Annotated in this window: 2 protein-coding genes and 1 pseudogene; all 3 read left to right on the top strand. The window is 67.5% G+C overall.

Annotation, left to right across the window (positions count from 1 at the left end; genetic code table 11):
• Positions 1–203 precede the first annotated feature (203 nt).
• The 3 genes and pseudogenes from ACNQS7_RS04140 (at position 204) to ACNQS7_RS04130 (ending at position 23,494) form a co-directional block, all read left to right on the top strand.
• Entirely contained in the window at positions 204–428 is a 225-nt protein-coding gene (locus ACNQS7_RS04140) for an MbtH family protein (protein ID WP_055580069.1), read from the top strand.
• Positions 429–21,785 (top strand): annotated as a pseudogene (locus tag ACNQS7_RS04135) (non-ribosomal peptide synthase/polyketide synthase); the annotation flags it as partial.
• Positions 21,779–23,494 carry an ABC transporter ATP-binding protein gene (locus tag ACNQS7_RS04130; RefSeq protein WP_418011546.1) on the top strand — a complete coding sequence of 572 codons (1,716 nt, stop codon included), beginning with the start codon at positions 21,779–21,781 and terminating at the stop codon, positions 23,492–23,494. The pseudogene ACNQS7_RS04135 and the gene ACNQS7_RS04130, both read left to right, overlap by 7 nt.
• The last annotated feature ends 14 nt before the right edge of the window (positions 23,495–23,508 follow it).

Here is a 23,508-nt window from a genome sequence, read left to right as displayed (position 1 = left end):
ACCCGATGGGCATGCAATGTGACCCGACCGGCCCGGTCTCGACAACGTGGGAGGCAGTGGCCGGTAGGGGTTGGGAAAGCCGGGCCGGCCCGAGCGGAATATCGCAGCTCGTTCCGGCCGCGGATTGAAGGTTGCTGGTGCTATGTTGACGACGCTGTCGGTCTTGTCCTTGGATAATTACTGCTGGGTGGTTAGGGGAACGAGTGAGTGCCAACCCATTCGACGATGACAATGGTCGCTTCTTCGTACTCGTCAACGATGAGGAGCAGCACAGCCTTTGGCCGGAATTCGCCGACGTGCCCGCCGGCTGGCGCGTGGTGTACGGCTTGGCCGACCGGGCCGCTTGTCTTGAATACATCGAGCAGAACTGGCCCGATATACGACCGAAGAGTCTGCGCGAAAGGCTTGCGCAGGACGCGGGCCGCTGACCGACCAGCCGTCTGGGCATCGGCGGCGTCATGACAACACTTGAGGGCGAACTCAAGCACAGCGACTCGCAGGAACCTTCGGTCGAACAGGTTTTGACCGATATCTACGCTCATGTGCTGGGTGTGGAGCGCGTCGGTGTCGATGAGTCGTTCTTCGACCTCGGCGGGGATTCGCTGTCGGCTATGCGGGTGATTGTCGCCGTCAACGCCGCGCTGAACGCCGACCTGCGCGTGGGCACCCTCTTCGAAGCGCCGACGATAGCCCAACTGGCGTCGCGGATCGCGGGTGATTCCGGGCGGCTCAAACCTCTGCGCGCCGGTCCGCGGCCTGCGGTCGTGCCGTTGTCCTATGCGCAGAGCCGGTTGTGGTTCATCGACCAATTGCAGGGCGCGTCCCCCGTATACAACCGGGCGGTGGCGTTGCAGCTTCGTGGTCAGCTCGATGGGCAGGCGCTGGGTGTCGGTCTGACCGATGTGGTGCGCCGGCACGAAGCGCTGCGGACGGTGTTCCCGGCCGTCGACGGAGTCCCCAGGCAGGTCGTGTTGCCGGCCGCGAGTGCCGACTTCGGCTGGCAGGTGGTGGACGCGACGGGGTGGCCAGCCGAACGGCTGGCTGCGGCGATCAAGGAAACGGCCCGCCACCCATTCGATCTTTCTGCCGAAATTCCCTTGTGGGCAAGGCTTTTCCGGGTCGATGCGCAGAATCACGTGGTGGTGGTTGTGGTCCACCACATCGCCGGGGACGGTTGGTCGATCAGCGTTCTGGCGAGTGACCTGATTGCGGCCTACATCAGCCGGTGCGCCGGGCGGGCGCCGGACTGGGCCCCACTGCCGGTGCAGTACCCCGATTACGCGCTGTGGCAGCGGGACAATCTCGGGGATCTGGCGGATCGTGACAGTCCGCTCGCGGCTCAGGTGGCCTACTGGGAAGAGACCCTCGCCGGGATGCCGCAGCGGCTGGAGCTGCCCACCGATCACCCCTATCCGCCTGTCGCCGATCATCGGGGCGATCAGGTCCGCGTGGACTGGCCGGCGCTGTTGCAGCGGCGGATTCACCAGCTTGCCCGTGAGCACAACGCCACCAGCTTCATGGTGGTACAGGCCGCACTCGCCGTGCTGTTGTCACAGCTGAGCGCCAGTCCTGATGTGGCCGTGGGCTTTCCGATCGCCGGCCGCGGCGACCCGGCACTCGACGCCCTGGTGGGATTCTTCGTCAACACCCTGGTGCTGCGGGTAAACCTGGACGGCGACCCCACTTTCGCCGAGTTACTCGCCCAGGTGCGCCAGCGCAGCCTGGCCGCTTACGAGCATCAGGATGTGCCGTTCGAGGTGCTGGTCGACCGGCTCAACCCTCCTCGCTCGCGGACGCACCACCCGTTGATCCAGGTCATTCTGAACTGGCAGAACAACGACCCCACGGTCGGACTGGTGGCGGGCGAGTTGCAGATCACGCCGATTCCCGTCGACACCGACACCGCCCGTATGGATTTGGCGTTCTTCCTGATCGACCGCGTCTCCCCGAGCGGGGAACTCGACGGCATCGGCGGGCGGGTGGAGTTTCGGACCGATGTGTTCGAGGTGAGCACGATCGAGGCGCTCATCGCGCGACTGGAAACGGTGCTGGCGGTGGTCACCGCCCATCCGCGACAAGCGTTGTCGAAGCTGGACCTGTTGGATGACCGTGAACGCGCCCGGTTGGCCAGGTGGGGTAATCGCGCCGCACTGACCCGTCCGGCCCCTGCCGCGATGTCGATCCCAGCGGCGTGGGCGGCCCAGGTGACCCACACACCCACGGCGGTCGCGCTGACCTACCGGGACCGGTCGTGGACCTATCGTGAGCTCGACGAGGCGTCGAACCGGTTGGCGCATCTGCTGTCTGGTTTCGGGGCAGCTCCGGGCGAAGTGGTGGCGTTGTTGATGGAACGCTCCGCGCAGGCCGTGATCGCCATCCTGGCGGTGCTCAAGACCGGCGCCGCCTACCTGCCGCTGGACCCCGGGCTGCCCGTCTCGCGGCTGGACTTCATGCTCGACGACGCCGCGCCTTGCGCAGTCTTCACCAGCGCCGGCCTCGCCACCTCGCTGACCGGGCGGGAGTTGCCGACGATCGATGCCGCCGCCTTCGATTCCGCTGAGCTGCAATCGAGTTCGTACACAGCCTGGTCCGGGCCGGATCCCGGGGACATCGCCTACCTGATGTACACCTCCGGAACCACAGGTGTGCCGAAAGGTGTGGCTATCGACCACCACAACGTCACGCGGCTGATGGCGTCGCTGGACGCGCAGCTGGGATACGCGCCGGGGCAGGTGTGGACACAGTGCCACTCGCTGGTTTTCGACTTCTCGGTGTGGGAGATCTGGGGAGCGCTGCTGCACGGCGCCCGGCTGGTGGTGGTACCCGACGACGTGGTGCGCTCACCCAACGACTTTCGCGCCCTGCTGGCTGCCGAACAGGTCAGCGTGCTCTGCCAGACCCCGTCGGCGTTCTTTGCGCTGGCAGCCGTGGACGCGGCTCGACGCGGTGTGGCCGGGCGGCTTCCGTTGCAGGCTGTGATCTTCGGCGGTGAGGCGCTGCAGCCGCAGCGTCTGCGGGGGTGGCTGCACGACAACCCGACGTCGCCGCGGCTGTTGAACCTCTACGGGATCACCGAGACGACCGTGCACGTCTCGGTGCGAGAGATCGTCGCAGCCGACGTCGATTGCATCGTGAGCCCGATCGGGGTGCCGTTACCCGATATCACGTTGTTTGTGCTGGACCGCTGGTTGCGAACGGTGGCTGTCGGGGTGGTGGGCGAGTTGTACGTGGCCGGCCACGGGGTCGGCGTCGGTTATGCGGGCCGGGCGGGGTTGACCGCGTCCCGGTTTGTGGCGTGCCCGTTCGCCGGGGCGGCAGCGGCGGGAACACGCATGTATCGCACCGGAGACCTGGTGCGGTGGGGTGCCGACGGCCAGCTCGTCTACGTGGGACGTGCGGACGAGCAGGTCAAGATCCGCGGGTACCGGATCGAGTGTGGTGAGGTGGCCGCCGCGTTGGCAGAGGTCGACGGGGTGGAGCAGGCCGCGGTGACGGTCCGCGAAGACCGCCCCGGCGACAAACGTCTGGTGGCGTACGTGACCGGGCCGTTCGCGGCGAACCTGGACCCGCAGGCGGTACGTGATGCGGTGGCGGAGCGGCTCCCGTCCTACATGGTGCCGGCCGCGGTGATCGCTCTCGAGGCGCTGCCACTGACGATCAACGGCAAACTCGACACCAGGGCCTTACCGGCGCCGGCGTATGTCGCCGACGATCACTACCGGGCCCCCTCAACGCCGATCGAAGAAATCATCTCCGGCATCTACGCTCACGTGCTCGGCCTCGGGCGGGTCGGTGTGGATCAGTCGTTCTTCGACCTCGGCGGCGATTCGCTGTTGGCCATGCGGGTGGTCGCGGCGATCAACGGGGCCCTGGATGCCGGTCTTGCCGTCCGGACCCTTTTCGATGCGCCGTCGATCGCCCAGTTGGCGCCGCGGGTCGGAGTGGGGGACAACCGGACAGAGCCGCTCACGGCGTTCTCGCGGCCCCCCGCGATTCCGCTGTCGTACGCCCAGAATCGTTTGTGGATCATCGACCAGTTCCAGGGGCCGTCCGCGATCTACAACATACCGGCGGCCGTGCGGATGTGTGGCCCGCTGGATGTCGAGGCACTCGGTGCCGCGCTGACCGACGTGGTGCGCCGCCACGAGAGCCTCCGCACGGTGTTCACCGCGGTCCAGGGAGTGCCCAGTCAGACCGTGATCCCGTTGCGGCAGGCAGACTTCGGCTGGCGCGTCGTGAATGCGACGACGTGGCCGGCGGACCGGATCACCGCGGCGGTCGCTGCCACGGCGTGTCACCGCTTCGACCTGGCCAGCGAAATCCCGCTACACGCAGCACTTTTCAGGGTCGCAGACCAGGAACAGATCCTGGTGGTGGTCGTACACCACATCGCCGGCGATGGCTGGTCGGTCGGTGTGCTGGCGGCCGACCTGGGTACGGCGTATGTGGCCCGGTCTGCCGGACAGGCGCCCGCCTGGGCTGAATTGCCGGTCCAGTACGCCGATTACACGCTCTGGCAGCGTCGGACCCTCGGTGATCCGGCCGATCCGGACAGCCCGGTGGCCGGTCAACTGCGGTATTGGGAGCAGGCGCTGGCCGGGCTGCCCCCGTATGTGGAGTTGCCCACCGACCGGCCGTACCCGCCGGTGGCCGAGCACCGTGGGGACAAAGTCGCCATCGAATGGCCGGCCGCGGTGGCCCGACGGGTGCGTGAGGTCGCCGGTGCCTACGGTGTGACCAGTTTCATGGTGGTCCAGGGCGCGCTGGCCGTGCTGCTGTCCAAGCTCAGCGGCAGTCGTGATGTGGCGGTCGGCTTTCCGATCGCCGGTCGCGGCGACCCGGCACTGGACGGGGTGGTCGGATTCTTCGTCAACACCCTGGTGCTGCGGGTCGACCTGAGCGGGAATCCGAGCTTCGCTGACCTACTCGCCCAGGTGCGGGAGCGCAGCTTGGCCGCCTACGAGCGTCGCGATGTCCCGTTCGAAGTGCTGGTCGAGCGCCTCAATCCGGCCCGCTCACTGACCCATCACCCACTGATCCAGGTGATGCTGGCCTGGCAGAACAACACCGCTCCCAACCTCGCGCTGAGCGATCTCGACGTCACGTCCATTCCAGTCGAGACCCACACCGCGCGAATGGATCTGGCGTTCTCGCTGGCCGAACAGAGCACCGAGGACGGCCGGCCCGCGGGGATCGCCGGGACCGTGGAGTTCCGCACCGACGTGTTCGACGCGGCTACCATCGACGCGCTGGCCGGTTGGCTGGAGACGGTACTGGTTGCCGTAACCACCCGCCCGAAGCACCCGCTGTCGTCGGTAGATCTCGTCGCAGCCGAGGAGCGGTATCGGCTGAACCGGTGGGGAAATCGCGCGGTGCTGACCCAGCCCGCACCGCCCGCCGTGTCGATTCCGGAAGCGTGGGCGGTGCAGGTGTCGCGCACCCCGATGGCGGTGGCGTTGACATGCGGAGCGCATTCGTGGACCTACCGCGAACTCGACCAGGCGTCAAACAGGTTGGCCCACTACCTGTCTGCTCGCGGCGCGCATCGCGGAGCTCTGGTCGCGCTGGTCTTCTCGCGATCCGCCGAAGCGATCGTTGCGATGCTGGCGGTGCTCAAGTCCGGCGCCGGCTACCTACCGGTCGACCCGGCGCTCCCGCAGGCGCGGATCGGGTTCATGCTCGCCGACGCCGCGCCGGTGGCCGTGATCACCACCACCGGGCTGATCGAACGCGTCGAGGTGCACGGCGTGCCCGTCATCGACATCGCCGACCCGTACCTGCGGTCCTGCCCCGTCACACCGCGGCCGATGCCGACTCCCGACCATCTTGCCTACCTGATCTACACCTCAGGCACCACGGGTGTGCCGAAAGGCGTTGCGATCACCCACCACAACGTCACGCAACTGTTGCGCATCACCGGCTTCTTCGGCCGCCCGGACCAAAGCGGCCCGGCCGCATTCGCCGCGACACAGTGGCACTCGTATTCGTTCGACGTCTCGGTCTGGGAGATCTGGGGCGCACTGCTGCGCGGCGGACGGTTGGTGATCGTGCCAGAGGATGTGGCCGCCTCACCCAGCGAATTCCATGACCTGTTGACCACCGAGCGCATCGACGTGCTCACCCAGACCCCCTCTGCGGCAGGCATGTTAGAGGTTGCGGGGCTGGAATCGACAGCGCTGGTGGTCGGCGGTGAGGCGTGCCCACCCGAGCTGGTGGATCGATGGGCCCCCGGCCGGGTGGTCATCAATGCCTACGGACCCACCGAGACCACCGTGTACGCCGCGATGAGCGCACCGCTGCAACCGGATTCGGGTGCGCCGCCGATCGGGTCACCCGTGTCGGGTGCGGCGCTGTTCGTCCTGGACCGGTGGCTGCGTCCGGTGCCGACCGGTGTGGTCGGCGAACTGTACGTCGCGGGGCGGGGTCTGGGGGTCGGGTACTGGCGGCGGGCGGCCCTGACGGCGACCCGTTTCGTGGCGTGCCCGTTCGGCGGACCGGGATCACGCATGTACCGCACCGGCGATCTGGTGCGGTGGCGTGCTGACGGGCAGTTGGTTTACCTCGGGCGCGCCGACGAGCAGGTCAAAATTCGCGGCTACCGCATCGAGCTGGGGGAGGTGCAGGCCGAACTTGCCGCGATCGATGGTGTCGGCCAGGCGGTGGTGGTCGCGCGTGAGGACCGTCCCGGCGACAAGCGTCTGGTCGGATACGTCACCGGGGCATGTGACCAGTCCCGCATTCGCGCCACCCTGGCCGAGCGGTTGCCGTCGTACATGGTGCCGGCCGCCGTGGTCGCGCTGGATGCGTTGCCGCTCACCGTCAACGGCAAACTCGACGCACGCGCCCTGCCCGCGCCGGAGTATCAGGACACCGACCGCTACCGGGCGCCGGACGGCGTCGTCGAGGAGATTCTGGCCGCGATCTACGCCGAAGTCCTCGGACTCGATCGCGTCGGCGCCGACGAACCGTTCTTCGACCTCGGCGGGGACAGCATCCTGGCGATGCAAGTGGTGGCGCGTGCCCGGGACGCGGGCGTGGTGTGCCGGCCGCGTGACGTTTTCGTCGAACAGACCGTCGCCGGGCTGGCGCGCGTCGCCGTTCTCACCGACGACGACGCGCGTCAGGGCGACGAAGGCATCGGGGAACTGGTGCCCACCCCGATCATGCGCTGGTTGCAGAGTCAGCGTGGCGCGGTTGATCAGTTCAACCAGACGATCGTGCTGCAGGCGCCGGCCGGCGTCACCGAAGCCGACGTCCTGACGATCCTGCAGGCCTTGATCGACCGGCACGCGATGCTGCGGCTCACGGGTCACGGTGACGGCTGGTGGGTGCCCGAACCGGGCGCGGATGCCCGCGACCGGCTGCAGCGGGTGCCCGAAATCACGCCGGAAACGTTGGCACAGGCCCGGTCTCGGTTGGACCCGGCGGCGGGTCGGATGCTGTGCGCGCAGTGGGATGCCGATGCCGGTCAGCTGGCCCTGGTCATCCACCACATGGCCGTCGACGGGGTGTCCTGGCGGATTCTGCTGCACGACCTCAACACGGCCTGGGGCCAACTGCGCGCTGGCCGTGAGGTGGCGCTGGCTCCGGCCGGCACCTCGTTCCAGCGCTGGGCGTCGTTGCTGAAAGAGCACGCCCATGCTCGGTCGGTGATCGACACGGCCGACATGTGGCGGCAGCTACTGACCGCCGCGACCCAGCTACCGCCGGTGCAACCGCACGTGGACACTCTGGGCACCGCCGGGCACGTCTCGGTGGCCTTGGACACCGAGACCACTCGAATGGTGCTCGCAGCGGTGCCGACGGCGTTTCACGCTGGGGTGCAAGACATTCTGTTGATCGCATTCGCCCTGGCGTGGGCCGAGTTTCTCGGCAGTGACGGCGCGCCGATTCTGGTCGACGTCGAGGGACACGGGCGTCACGACGAGATTGCGCCCGGGATGGACCTGTCGCGCACGGTGGGCTGGTTCACCACCAGATACCCGGTGGCCCTGACCGTCGCGGGACCTGATTGGGCCCAGGTGGTGACCGGGGCCGCGGCGCTCGGGTCAACCATCAAGGATCTCAAAGAGCAACTGCGCAGTGTGCCGCATCCCATCACCTACGGCCTCTTGCGCTATCTGAACAACGATGTCGATCTGTCCGGGGCCGAGGCGGCGATCGGCTTCAATTACCTGGGCCGCCTCGGCGCGCCCGCCAAGTCGGATGGCCAGGGCTGGTCGATCGGCACCCGAGTCGCCGACAGCAACGCGGGGCTGGCGCTGTCGCTGTCGCACACCGTGGAGGTGAACGCCTTCACCGTCGATACCGAGGCCGGCCCACAACTGCACGCGGACTGGATGTGGGCGCCGTCGGCGCTGGACCGGGTGCAGGTAATCCGGTTGAGCCAGTTGTGGTTTGAGGCCCTGTCCGGCGTCTGCGCGCAGGTGCGCGGCGGTGGGGGCGGGTTGACGCCGTCGGACATCGTGCCGGCCCGGCTGACCCAGGAACAAATCGACGAACTGCAGTCGCAGTACAGCATCGTTGATGTGCTGCCGCTGACCCCCGTGCAGCAAGGTTTACACTTCCACGCCGCCGCCACCGGCGGCGACGTGTACGCGGTGCAACTTGATTTCGAGATCGTCGGTGCTCTCGACCCCCAGCGGCTGCGTGATGCCGTGCAGATCGTTCTCACCCGGCATCCGAATCTGGCGGCCCGCTTCTGTGACCATGCACCGGTTCAGCTCATCCCGGCCGACCCTGCGCTGCCGTGGCAGTACCTGCAACTCGGCACCGACGAGCAGGTCCGGCAGGTGTGTGCCGCCGAACGCGCCGCGGTGTGCGACCTCTCGGATCCACCTTCCTTTCGCGCGGCCTTGATTCGCACCGGGGAGGACCGGCACCGGTTGGTGCTCACCAACCACCACATCGTCGTCGACGGCTGGTCGATGCCTGTCATCCTGCGGGAGATCTTCGCCGCGTATCACGGGCAGCGGTTACCGGCGGCGGTGCCCTACCGGCGCTTCGTGACGTGGCTGGCCGACCGAGATGGTGTAGCCGCGGGGGAAGCCTGGCGGCAGGCCCTGCGGGACTTCGACACCCCCACGCTGATCGGTACGCCCGGTCGGTCGGGGCCCGGCCCTCGGCGCGCGACTTTGTTCCGGCTACCTGCCGCTACCACGCGGGCCCTCAACGAGCTGGCGCGCGCTCACCACACGACTGTCAATATTGTGCTGCAGGGTGCATTTTCGCAGCTTTTGGTGCGCCTGACCGGTCAGCACGACATCGCCTTCGGCACCACGGTATCGGGGCGGCCCGCCGAGGTGGCCGGTGCCGACGCGATGGTTGGCCTGTTCATCAACACGGTGCCGGTGCGCGCGAAGCTCACAGCGGGCACCACCACGGCGGACCTGCTGAGGCAATTACACGGCGCGCACCGCGACACCCTCGAGCATCAGCACCTGGCGCTCAGTGAGATCCATCGAATCAGCGGTCACGACATACTCTTTGACACGCTGTTCGTGTATCAGAACTTTCCGATCGACGCCGCGGCGCTCTCGGATGCCGACGGGTTGGTCATCTCGGAGATGTCGCGGCACGACTACAACCACTATCCGCTGACGATCCAGGCGCTCCCCGGCGCCGAACTGGGGTTGCGGGTCGAATTCGATCCCGACGTTTTCGAGACCGCCGGCATCGACGCGCTGATCCATGGCTTCGAGCGGGTACTGGTCGCGATGACGGCCGATCCGGGCCGGCCGCTGTCGTCGGTGGACGTCCTTGATGACACTGAGCGTGCCCGCATGGAGCAGTGGGGTAACCGGGCAGTGCTCAGTCGGCCGGTGCCCGCGGCGGCATCGATTCCGGTTTTGTGGGCCGCTCAGGTCGCGCGGTCGCCCGACACGGTAGCGCTGCGCTTCCAAGGTGATTCGATCACCTATCGCGAACTGGAGGACACTGCGAACCGGCTCGCGCACGTATTGGCCGGGGCCGGCGCACGCCCGGGAACATCTGTGGCGCTGGTGTTTCCGCGTTCGGCCCAGGCAGTCGCGGCGATGCTGGCGGTCCTGAAGACCGGGGCCGCGTATCTGCCGATCGATCCGGCACTGCCGGAGGCCCGCGTCGCCTTCATGCTCGAGGACACCGCTCCGGTTGCCGCGGTGACCACAGGTGCGCTTGCCGACCGGCTCGCCGGGCATGACCTACCTGTCATCGACATCAGTGAGCTTGCGGATCTCGGCAGTCCACCGGGCACCGCCTTACCCGCGCCTGTGCCCGACGACATCGCCTACCTCATTTACACATCGGGCACTACCGGCGTCCCGAAAGGCGTTGCCGTCAGCCACCGCAACGTCACGCAACTGCTCGGTTCGCTCGTTAGCCACATCCCGCACTCGGAGCAGGTATGGTCCCAGTGGCATTCGCTGGCGTTCGACGTCTCGGTGTGCGAGATCTTCGGTGCCCTGTTGTCCGGCGGCCGCCTGGTCGTGGTGCCCGAGTCGATGAGTCGCGCACCCGAGGAATTTCATGCACTGCTTGCCGCCGAGCGGGTGACGGTGCTCAGCCAGACACCTTCGGCGTTCTACGCGCTGCAGGCCGCTGACGGGCTGTCACCGGCCGCACGCCGGTCGCTCCACCTCGAAACGGTGTTGTTCGCCGGGGAAGCGCTGGAACCGCAACGGCTTCGGGCCTGGCTGAGGCATCACCCACGATCGCCGCGTCTGCTGAACCTGTACGGCACCACCGAGACCACGGTGCACGCCTCCGTGAGGGCGATCGCCGCGAGCGACATCGATGCCGGCGACAGCCCCATCGGTGTGCCGTTGAGCCATCTCGGCTTCTTCGTGCTGGACGGCTGGTTGCGTCCGGTGCCGCCCGGGGTGGTGGGGGAGTTGTACGTGGCCGGCAGTAGCGTGGCAGTGGGGTATTGGCGTCGGGGTCCGTTGACGGCGGCACGGTTCGTCGCCTGTCCGTTCGGGCGCCCCGGGGCACGGATGTACCGCACCGGGGATCTGGTGTGCTGGGGAGTGGACGGTCAGCTGCGCTATCAGGGGCGCGCGGACGAACAGGTCAAAGTCCGCGGGTACCGGATCGAACTCGGCGAGGTGCAGAACGCGCTACTGGCCTGCCCGCAGGTCGACCAGGGCGTTGTCGCCGTGCCGGAGAACGTCACCGGCGGCGCCAACCTCGTCGCTTACATCACCCTGTCGCACGACACCACAGCCGCACCGGATACCGGTCGGGACACCGAGATCGTCGAACAGTGGCAGCATCTCTACGACGACCTGTACGGGCCCGGCGACCCAGCCGCCGCAACGGGTTTCGGCCAGGATTTTCGGGGCTGGAACAGCAGCTACACCGGTGAGCCCATCCCTGTCGAGCAGATGCGGGAATGGCGTTCGGTCACGGTGGATCGGATCCTGGCACTGCAGCCGCGGCGCGTGCTGGAGATCGGCGCCGGCTCCGGACTGCTGCTGTCGCAGATCGCCCCGCACTGCCAGGAGTATGTCGCCACTGACCTGTCCGGGGTTGTCATCGGCAACCTCGCGGCGGCATTGCGGCACATCCCGTGGCGTGACCGTGTCCGGCTGCTGGCCCAGCCCGCCCACGTGCGGGCCGGACTGCCGCACAACCACTTCGACACCGTCGTCCTCAACTCGATCGTCCAGTATTTCCCGAACGCGGGGTACCTGAAACAGGTCATCGACAACGTCATGGACCTACTGGCCCCCGGCGGCACCCTGTTCCTCGGTGATATCCGCAATCTCACCCTGCGGAGCGCGTTCTACACGTCTGTCGCGTATGCCCAAACCGCCGGTGACGCCGACGAGATCCGCAGACGGGTCCGCCGCGCCGTCATCAGCGAATCCGAATTGCTGCTGGCGCCCGAATTTTTCACGACCTGGGCGGCCGATCATTCGTCGGTGGCCGGGATCGACATCCAGCTCAAACGCGGGTCCGCCGACAACGAGCTGAACCGGTACCGCTACGACGTGGTCGTACACAAGTCGCCGGCCCCGGTGCGGTCACTTGCCACTGCACCCAGGTGGCCGTGGAGCGGGGGCGCGCAGTTGCTCGCCCGGTTGCGCTCGGATCGTCCCGCCGCCGTGCGCATCACCGACATTCCCCGCATAGGACTGATCGACGACGTACTCCGCGAGCAGTCCCTCGTCGCCGGTCTGTCCCCGGCCGACGCCGGTACCCGTGTTGAGAGCGTCAGGCCCGAAGAGCTGTACCGCCTCGGGGCGGCCGCCGGATACCGCGTCGCGGTCACCTGGGGTGCCCAGCCCGGAACCCTCGACGCCGTCTTCCTGACCGACGAAGCGCCATTGACCGATGTGTATCTGTCCGGCAGGGACATTCGGCGGGGCGCCGCTCACGCCAACGACCCGCACACCAGCAGCACGATCGATGCGGTGCGCCGGCAGTTGAGCGCGCAGCTGCCCGCCTACATGGTGCCGGGGCACATAGTAGTGCTCGACGAGTTCCCTCTGACATCGTCGGGCAAGTTGGACCGGAAGTCTCTGCCCGCACCGGAATATCAAGACGCGCAACACTATCGGGCGCCGGTCGGCGTCGTCGAGGAGATTCTGGCCGGGATCTACGCCCAGGTGCTGGGGTTGGCGCGGGTCGGCGTGGACGAATCCTTCTTCGAGTTGGGCGGCGACAGCATCCTGTCGATGCAGGTGGTCGCGCGGGCGCGGGCCGCCGGGGTGCTCTGTAAGCCCCGCGACATCTTCGTGGAACAGACCGTTGCCGGGGTGGCCAGGGTGGCCACGGCCACCGACGGCGCCGTCGGCGTGGTCGACGACGACGGCGGGACGGTTCCGGCCACTCCGATCATGTGGTGGTGGCGCGGCCTCGAAGGCGGCCGCGACCAGTTCAGTCAGGCCGTGGTGTTGCAGGCGCCCGCCGACGTGACCGAGGACGACGTGGCGGTCGTGCTGCAGGCCCTGCTCGACCACCATCCCATGCTTCGGCTACGAGTCGTCGAAGACGCGTCGGGGCAATGGTCACTCACGGTGCCCGACCCGGGTACGGTGTCCGCGGCGAGCTGCCTGCAGACAGTGCCGGAATGGTCCGATGAGGCGCTGACGGCGACCCGGTCGCGCCTGCGGCCGGCCGCAGGAGTGATGTTGAGCGCCCTGTGGGTGGCCGGCGATCGACAGCTGGTCTTGATAATTCATCACCTGGCCGTCGACGGCGTATCGTGGCGAATCCTGCTCAGCGACTGGATAACCGGGTGGGCTCAGCACAGTCATGGACAGCATGTGGCCTTGTCCGGAACCGGCACATCTTTTCGGCGCTGGGCGTCGCTGCTGGGCGAGTATGCGGGCCGCCCCGAGGTGGTGCGAACGGCGCGGGCATGGCGGCAGGTGTTGGCGACTCCCGCCGCGCTACCGGGGGTTCGTCCGGACGTGGACACCCACGCCGGTGCAGGCCACCTGTCGGTGTCTCTCGACGCCGAGACCACATCCATGCTGCTCGGTGCCGTACCGGCAGCCTTTCATGCCGGCCTGCAAGACATCCTGCTGATCGCCTTCGGTTTGGCATGGGCAGAGTTCGCCGGCCGCGGGCGCACCGCGATCGGCATCGACGTCGAAGGGCACGGACGATACGAGGACGTGGTGGCGGATGTCGACCTGTCCCGCACCGTCGGTTGGTTCACCACGAAATACCCGGTGGCCCTCGAAGTGGACCGGATGGACTGGACGCAGGTCGTCACCGGCGACCCGGCGCTGGGCGCAGTGATCAAGGCAACAAAGGAACAGCTGCGCGCGCTCCCGCACCCGCTGACTTTCGGGGTGTTGCGTTACCTCAACGAGGACGTTGACCTGTCCGGCCCCGATCCGGCAGTCCTGTTCAATTACCTGGGCCGGCTGGGTGATTCGCTGGCGCTGCTGCCCGCAGACGGTTGGCGCCCGGTGCAGCGGCCACTACCCACTGACGCGATCCCGACTCCGTTGACGCACGCCCTCGCGGTCAATGCCGGCACGCTCTACACCGGGGAAGGGCCGCGCCTGCAGGCGAACTGGACATGGGCGCGCTCGGCCCTGGACGAAACGCAGATGAGTCGGCTGAGCCAACTCTGGTTCGACGCCCTGGCCGGCGTATGCGCGCACGTGCGACGCGGCGGAGGGGGGCTGACGCCGTCCGACATCGCTCCGGCCCGGTTGAGTCAGTGCCAGATCGATGAGCTGCAGTGCGGTCAACCGGTTGCCGACGTGCTGCCGCTGACCCCGTTGCAACGAGGGTTGCTCTTTCACGCGGACACCGCGGAGGACGATGTCTATGCGGTGCAACTGGATTTCACCGTCACAGGTCCGCTCGATCCCGATCGCCTGCACGCCGCGATACGGGCCGTGGCCGCGCGGCATCCCCACCTGTGCGCCCGATTCACCGAAGAGTTCGACGAACCGGTGCAGATCATCCCTGCCCGTCCGGACGTGCCGTGGCAGTACCTGGAACTCGAGAACCACCAGATCGAGGCGGTATGCGCGGCCGAGCGTGCCGCCGTCTGCGACCTGACGAACCCGCCCGCGCTGCGGACGGCTCTGATCCGCACCGGCGAACACCGGCACACCTTCGTCCTCACGAACCACCACGTCGTGCTCGACGGCTGGTCGCTGCCGATCCTGCTGCAAGAGATTTTCGCCAGTTATCACGGGCACGCGCTGGCTTCTCCCGTGCCGTTCCGCCGTTATGTCACCTGGCTCGCCGATCGAGATGTCTCCGCGGCCCGGGCCGTATGGCAGGAGATGCTGGCCGGTTTCGAGGTACCGACGCTCGTCGCGCCGGGCAATCAGTTGCAGGCAGGGCGGCAAAGTGCTGCCTCGTTCACGCTGCCCGCCGAAATAACTACGGCGGTCGGCGATTTGGCGCGCTCCTGTCACACCACCGCCAATATCGTGCTGCAAGGCGCGTGGGCGCAGCTGCTGATGTGGCTGACCGGAAGCCGCGACGTCGTCTTCGGGACCGTCGTCGCCGGGAGGCCGTCCGAGCTGGCCGGCGCCGAGACGATGCTGGGACTCTTGATCAACACGGTGCCGGTGCGCGCCACGATCACCGCGGCCACCACCACCGTAGAACTCGTCGACTTTCTGCAACGCGCCAACAACGACACCCTGGAGCATCAGCATCTGGCGCTCAACGAGATTCATCGCATCGCCGGCCAGCAACTGCTGTTCGACACGCTTTTCGTATACCAGAACTACCCGGTGGACACCGCGGCGCTGCTCGATGCCCAAGATCTGGTCATCGCCCAAGGCGTCGGCCGCGACCTGACCCACTACCCGTTGACCATTCGCGTCCTGCCAGGGACCGAGTTGACCCTGCGGGTGCAATTCGACGCCGACCGGTTCGCCGCCGAAGACATCAACACGCTTGTCGCGCGGTTCGAACATCTGTTGGCGGCCATGACCGCGGACCCGGCGCGCCGATTGTGCTCTCTCGATGTGCTCGACGACGATGAGCATGTCCGGCTGGCCGAGTGGGGCAACCGGGCGGTGCTGGGTCGGCCGGCCGACGAGACAGCGTCGATTCCGGTGACGATAGCGGGTTTGTGGGGTGCTCAGGTTGGGCGTACCCCCGCGGCGGTCGCGGTGTGCGCCGACGGCGATTCGATGACTTACCGCGAGCTCGACGACCTCGCGGATCGAATCGCGCAGCTGTTGGCAAGACACGGTGCCGGCCCTGGAACGGTTGTCGCTCTGCTGCTTTCGAGATCCGCCCCGGCCATCGCGGCGATTCTGGCGGTGCTGAAAACGGGGGCAGCCTATTTGCCGATCGACCCGGGACTGCCCGCGGCGAGGATCGAATTCATGCTCACCGACGCCGCGCCGATGGTCGCGCTCACCACCGGTGCCCTGGCTGCACGGCTCGACGGGTTCGCCGGCCCGGTGATCGATGTCGATCACTCTGACCTGCAGGAGTTCCCGGGCACACCGCTGCCGGGACCGGCGCCCGACGACATCGCCTACCTCATCTACACCTCTGGCACTACCGGAGATCCCAAAGGTGTTGCCATAACTCATCACAACGTGACCGAAATGCTCAAGGTGCTGGCTGACCGCCTGCCGCGCCAGGGAGTGTGGTCGCAATGTCATTCGCTGGCTTTCGATTTCTCGGTGTGGGAGATCTTCGGCGCGCTGCTCAGTGGTGGGCGGCTGGTCGTGGTGCCCGACTCAGTGGCCCGTTCGGCGCAGGACCTCCATGCCATGCTGGTCGCTGAAGAGGTCAGCGTGTTGAGCCAAACCCCTTCTGCCTTCTACGCGTTGCAGTCCGCGGACGCGGTCAGCTCCGAGTCGAGCCTTCGATCGCAGCTCGACACCGTGGTCTTCGGTGGCGAAGCGCTCGAACCGCAGCGGCTCGGCGCATGGCTGGACGATCACCGCGGCTTACCGCATCTGCTCAACCTCTATGGCATCACCGAGACGACGGTGCACGCGTCGATACGGGAGATCGTCGCCGACGATCGTGACAGAGCTTGCAGCCCCATCGGAAGGCCGCTGGATCACCTCGGCTTTCTCGTGCTGGACGGCTGGCTGCGACCGGTGCCCGTGGGTGTGGTGGGTGAGCTGTACGTCGCCGGTGCGGGGCTGGGAACCGGTTATGTCGGACGGCCCGGGCTGACGGCAGCGCGATTTGTGGCGTGCCCGTTCGGCGCTCCCGGAACCCGCATGTATCGCACCGGGGACCTGGCGTCGTGGGGCGCCGACGGGGAACTGGTGTATGTGGGGCGGGGTGATCATCAGGTCAAGATCCGTGGCTATCGCATCGAACTCGGAGAAGTCCGCGCGGCTCTGGCCGGGTTGCCCGGGGTGGAGCAGGCGGTGGTCATTGCCCGCGAGGACCGTCCCGGGGACAAACGGCTCGTCGGTTACCTCACCGAGTCAGTGCCCGGTGTGGTCGACGCGTCAGCAGCGCGGCAAGCGCTCACTCAGTTGCTGCCCGCGTACATGGTGCCGGCCGCGCTCGTGGTGGTCGACGCGATGCCGTTGACCGTCAACGGCAAACTCGACCAGCGGGCTCTGCCCATGCCGGATTACGGCGCCGGGGTGTCTAGTGCTCCCGCCAATCCGCTCGAGGAGATCCTGGCCGGTATCCAAGCGCAGATACTCGGTCTGGAGCGGGTAGGCGCGGAGGAGTCATTCTTCGATTTGGGCGGTGATTCGCTGTCAGCGATGCGTCTGGTCGCCGCAGTCAACACCACACTCCATGCCGGGCTGTCGGTGCGCATGGTGTTCGAGTCGCCGACAGTTGCCCTGCTGGCGGCGCGCGTCGGTTCCACCCCTGCCGGCCGGGATCCGCTGACCGCGGGCCGGCGGCCCGCCGTAGTTCCGTTGTCGTCCGCGCAGAGCCGATTGTGGTTCCTGCACCAATTCCACGGCCCCTCAGCGATATACAACATTCCGGTGGTGTTGCGGCTGCGCGGGCAGTTGGACGAGAACGCCTTGGGCGCGGCGTTCGTCGACGTGCTCACCCGCCACGAAATCCTGCGCACGGTGTTCGCGATGTCGGAGGGGATACCGCAGCAGGTGGTGCTGCCCGTCGGCAAGGCGGACCCGGGCTGGCGCACCATCGACGCGACAGCGTGGCCGGACCGGCAGCTCACCGAGGCCATCGACGCGGTGGGCCGGTACGCATTCGACCTGACCACTGAAATCCCAATACGAGCAGAGCTTTTCGCGGTGAAACCGGACGAGCACCTGCTGGCGATCGTCGTGCACCACATTGCGGGGGACGGGTGGTCGGTGGCCCCGCTGGCCCGCGACCTGGGACTGGCCTACGCGGCGCGGTGCGCGGCGGGCTCGCCGCAATGGTCGGAGTTGCCGGCCCAGTACGCCGATTACGCGCTGTGGCAACGAGAGAGCCTCGGCGATCCGTCGGATCCGGACAGCCGGTTGAGTCGCCAACTGGCCTACTGGGAAGACGTGCTGGCCGGCCTTCCCGAACGGGTGCAGTTGCCCACCGACCGCCCCTACCCGTCGGCGGCCGACTATCGCGGTGCCAGCGTGGCGGTGGAGTGGCCGGTGCAGTTGCAGCGGCAGGTGCGCGATCTGGCCCGCGCGCACCACGCGACCGCTTTCATGGTGGTGCAGGCCGCGCTCGCGGTGTTGTTGGCCAAACTCAGCGCCAGTTCTGATGTCGCAGTCGGGTTTCCGATCGCCGGCCGCAGCGACCCGGCGCTGGATGATCTGGTGGGGTGTTTTGTCAACACCCTGGTGCTGCGGGTCGATATCGCCGGTGACCCGACGGTGGGTGAGCTGCTGGACCAGGTGCGCGAGCGCAGCCTGGCGGCCTACGAACACCAGGACGTGCCTTTCGAGCTCCTGGTCGAGCGACTCAATCCGACCCGGTCACTGACCCACCACCCGCTGATTCAGGTGCTGTTGGCCTGGCAGAACAACATCGCGCCGCGTTCGGTTCTGGGCGAGCTGCAGGTCGAGCCGCTGCCCATCGATACCCACACCGCCCGAATGGATCTCGCATTTTCGCTGTCCGAGCGATTTACCGGGACCGGAGAACTCGCGGGGATCGGTGGGTCGGTGGAGTTCCGCACCGATGTCTTCGACACGGCCACGGTCGAGAACGTGGTGTCGCGGCTGCAGCGCCTCCTGCAGGCCATGACGGCCGGGCCGAACATGCCGGTGTCGTCCCTGCACCTGCTCGAGGCCGCCGAACTGACGAGACTGTACGGCTGGGGCAACCGCGCCGTGCTGACGCAACCCGCACCGCCGGCGACATCGATCCCGGCGGCTCTGGCTGCCCAGGTCCGGCGCACTCCCGACGCCGATGCGTTGACCTGTGACGGGCGGTCGATGACGTATCGACAACTCGACGAGGCGTCAAATCGCCTGGCACATCTGCTCGCCGAGCACGGCGCGGCGCCGGGGGCCTGCGTGGCGTTGCGGTTCGCAAGGTGCAGCGAGGCCATCGTGGCGATAGCGGCGGTGCTGAAGACGGGTGCCGCCTACCTGCCGATCGACCCGGCCTGGCCGGCCGCCCGGGTCGAGTTCATGATCGGGGACGCGGCGCCCGTCGTCGCCCTCACCGGACTGGCCGGCAGCTTCGACGGCTACGACCTGACGGTCATCGATATCGGCGACCCGAGAATCGCGAACTGCCCCGCCACCGGCCTGCCGGCGCCCTCGGCGCAGGACGTCGCATACCTCATCTACACCTCGGGCACCACCGGAGTACCCAAAGGCGTTGCTGTCACTCATCACAACGTCACGCAACTCGTCGGGACGCTGGATGACTCGCTGCCTCCCGCGGGCGTCTGGGCGCAGTGCCACTCCTATGCCTTCGACGTGTCGGTGTGGGAGGTCTGGGGTGCGTTGTTGCGCGGCGCCCGACTGGTCGTGGTGCCCGAGGACGTGCTGGCTGCGACCGACGACTTTCACGACCTGCTGGTCGCCGAGCAGGTCAGTGTGCTCGATCTGAGTCCGTCTGCGGCACAACTCCTTTCCCCGCACGGCCTCGAGTCCCTGGCCCTGGTCGTCGGTGGTGAAGCCTGCCCGGCCGATGTGGTGGACCGGTGGACCGCTGATGGCCGGCTGATGATCAACGCCTACGGACCGACCGAGGCGACGGTCGACGCCGCCAGAAGCGCGCCGCTGACGGGCGGCGTGCCCCCGATCGGATCGCCGGTGTCGTCGGCGGCGCTATTCGTCCTGGACGAGCGGTTGCGACCGTCGCCCGCCGGGGTGGTGGGGGAGTTGTATATTGCAGGGCATGGCCTCGGCGTGGGGTATTGGCGCAGAACGGCTTTGACCGCGTCGCGGTTTGTCGCGTGCCCGTTCGGCGGGACCGGAACACGGATGTACCGGACCGGGGACCTTGCCTACTGGGGTGCTGACGGGCAGTTGCGGTACGTCGGGCGCGCCGACCAACAGGTCAAGATCCGCGGCTACCGCGTCGAACTCGGAGAGGTGCAGGCAGCGCTGGCCACCGTCGAAGGGGTCGATCACGCGGTGGTGATCGCCCGCGAGGACCGTCCCGGGGACACCCGCCTGGTGGGATACATCACCGGAACAGCGGACCCGATCCGGGTCCGCGCCGACTTGGCCGGACGCCTGCCGTCGTACCTGGTGCCCGCCGCCGTGGTCGCCGTCGACACAATCCCGTTGACGATCAACGGAAAACTCGATTTCCGCGCCCTTCCGGCACCGGACTACCACGATGCGGTCCAGTATCGCGCCCCCGCCACCCCCCTCGAAGAAATCCTGGCGGCCAGCTACGCCGAGGTTCTCGGCCTGCCCAAGGTCGGCGTCGACGAATCGTTCTTCGATCTGGGCGGCGACAGCATCTCGGCCATGCGGGTGATCGCCGCGATCAACAAGGCCCTCGATGTGCCGGTGAGCGTACGCACCCTATTCGACACACCCACGGTGCGCGGGCTAAGCCGGGTGATCGGCACGGCACCGGCCGTCGATCCGCGCTATGCCGCCGTGCACGGGCAGGGCGCCGGCGAGATACACGCCGCTGATCTGTCGCTGGACAAGTTCATCGACGCCGCGACGCTCAATGATGCGCCCGGCCTGCCGGGGCCGAGCGCGGAGGTGCGAACCGTCCTGTTGACCGGCGCAACCGGTTTCGTCGGGCGCTACCTGGTCCTGCAGTGGTTGCAGCAGCTGGAACTGATCGGCGGGACACTGATCTGCCTGGTGCGTGGGCAATCGGACGAGGACGCGCGGCGGCGCCTGGACGAGACCTTCGACAGCGACCCGCACCTGTGGCGCCTCTATCAGGAGCTGGCCGCCGACCGTTTGCAGGTGATCGCCGCTGACAAGGACCAGGTCGATCTGGGACTCGACCGGCGGATTTGGGACCGCCTGGCCGAAACGGTTGACCTGATCGTGGATTCCGCGGCGGTGGTCAGCGCGGTTCTGCCCTATCGCGACCTGTTCGGGCCCAACGTGGTGGGGACCGCCGAACTGATCCGGCTCGCCATCAGCACCAAGTTGAAGGCCTACGCATTCGTGTCCACGGCTGACGTCGGGCGCCAGGTCGAGCCGTCTGAATTCACCGAAGACGCCGATATCCGAGTCGTGAGTCCCAGCCGCGCCATCGCCGCCGACCCGGCCAACGGTTACGGCAACAGCAAGTGGGCCGGTGAGGTGTTACTGCGTGAGGCCAACGACCTGTGCGGGCTTCCTGTCACGGTCTTCCGCTGCGGCATGGTGCTCGCCGACACCACCTTCGCGGGCCAACTGAACCTGTCGGACACCTTCAGCCGGATGGTGCTGAGCCTGGTGTCGACCGGCATCGCGCCGGCATCGTTCTACCGACCTGATCCCGACGGCAACCGGCCGAGGGCGCATTTCGACGGACTGCCCGTCAACTTCGTCGCCGAGGCGATCACCACTCTGGGCGCCCAGAGCGGTTCCTCGGTGACCGGGTTCCAGACCTACCACGTCATGAATCCACACGACGACGGCATCGGACTGGACGAGTACGTCGACTGGCTCGTCGAGGCCGGCTACCCGCTCCGGCGCATCACCGACTTCGGCGAGTGGGTGCGCCAATTCGAGGCAACCCTGCATACCTTGCCGGAGTGGCAGCGCCGCCATTCCGTGCTGCCGATGTTGACGGCCCGCAATTCCGCTGCGGTGCAGCCACTCCCGCCGACGAACGGTGCCTACGCGCCCACCGATCGATTCCGCGCCGCGGTGCTGGAGTCCAAGATCGGTCCCGACAAGGACAATCCGGATATTCCGCACATCTCCCCGCCGGTCATCGTCAAGTACGTGACCGATCTGCAGTTGCTCGGACTGCTCGGTGCAGGACCACCCGAATGCTGAGTCTGCTTCGCCCGCACTGGGTCTCGATGACCATGAGTATGTCGCTGCTCAGTGCCGCGACAGTGCTCATCATCTGGCAACCGCTGCTGGTCGGCCGGCTCGTCGACCGGGCGACGACGGGTGCGCTGCACCTCGGCGCCGCACTCGCGGTGCTCGCTGTCCTGATGTGCCAGCTCGCGCTGGAAGGCGTGGGGCACTTCCAGCTGGACCGCACCGGTGAAAGGATCGTGCTGCGGCTGCGCGCCGAGTTCACCGAACATGTCGTACGCCTGCCGATCGGACTGCTCGACCGGGCCCGCACCGGTGACCTGCTGGCCCGCGGAACGAGCGATGCCGGGCAGTTGCGAGACATGCCCCGCGCCGTGGGCGACATCGCGTTCGGAATGCTGACGCTGCTGGGCGCGGGAGCGTTCATGCTGTCGATCGACGCGCTCACCTTGTGTGTGGTGGTAGCGGTCATGACGGTTGCGTTCGGTGCCGGTAGCCCGTTCCTGTCCCGGATCCAGCGTGACTCACTGAATCGCCAAGTGGCCCTGAGTGACTACACGGCCGGCTTGGACCGGGCGCTGGGCGCGGCCCGCACGGTCAAACTGTTCGGGGCCGAAGGCCGCGAAGTGGGATTCATCGGTCTCAGCGGGGCAGCCGCCTACCGGGCCGGGGTGCGGGTGGCGTCGTCCACGGCCATCAACATCCTGGCAATCCGGCTGGGCGTCACGGTCTCGTTCCTGACCATCATGGTCATCGACGGACGCCGGGTGGCCGACGGAGGACTGTCCGTGGGTCACTTCGTCAGCCTCTTCGCTTTCGCCATGTACGCGGTCTTCCCGATCACCGCCGGCTTCGCCGCACTCGCCACCTTCCGCACCGCCGCGGGTGCGTATCAGCACCTCGTCACCACCCTGCGCGAGCTGCCCGAGGGCGACCCACCGGTGCGTGCGGAGGCCGCCGCGCCGCCGAGCCCGATGCCGCACGCGGCCGGCGCGCCATTGGTCGAGTTCGACCACGTGTCGTTCTCCTATGGTTCCGGCGCAGCGGTGCTCGACGATGTCTCTTTCACACTCCACGGAGATCAGATCACCGCGCTGATCGGCCCGTCCGGCGCGGGAAAATCGACGATCCTCGCGCTGCTGTGCCGCTTTCACGATCCCGACGCCGGGACGATCCGGTGGGAAGGCCAGGACATCCGCACCATGACGCTGCGGGACCTGCGCGGTCGACTCGGGCTGTTGGAGCAGGACGCGCCCGTGCTGCACGGCAGCATTCGTGACAACCTGCTCATCGCCGACCCCGACGCCACCGACGACGACCTTTGGCGCGTCCTGCGACAAGCAAACATCGCCGACGAGATCGCCTGTCTGCCAAACCAACTCGACAGCCCCGTGCTGGAGCGGGGCCGCAGCCTGTCTGGTGGGCAGCGCCAGCGCCTGGCCCTGGCCAGGGCTTTCCTGTCCCGGTCGCAGCTCATCCTGATGGACGAACCGACCTCACATCTCGACCGCGCCAACGAGTACGACGTCATGGCCAATCTTCTGCACGCGCGCGGGCGGCGCAGCATTCTCGTGGTGGCGCACCGCTTGTCCACCGTCACCAACGCCGGGCAGATCCTCGTTCTGCAGGGCGGCCGCATCCAGGCCACCGGAACCCATACCGAGCTGATGGGCACGCCGATCTACCGCGAATTGATCGAACACGAACTCGTGCGGCACTAGAGAGCCAGGGGAGA

The organism is Mycobacterium sp. 23, from assembly GCF_048287075.1.
In the GTDB taxonomy this organism is placed as follows: domain Bacteria; phylum Actinomycetota; class Actinomycetes; order Mycobacteriales; family Mycobacteriaceae; genus Mycobacterium; species Mycobacterium gordonae_B.
The sequence above is the reverse complement of the archived record's forward strand: the minus strand, read 5'-3'. Positions and strand labels throughout refer to the sequence as shown.

What these genes read in the sequence shown, in the direction of transcription:
- ACNQS7_RS04130 (WP_418011546.1), top strand. Translation starts at nt 21,779, where the DNA reads ATGCTGAGTCTGCTTCGCCCGCACTGGGTCTCGATGACCATGAGTATG.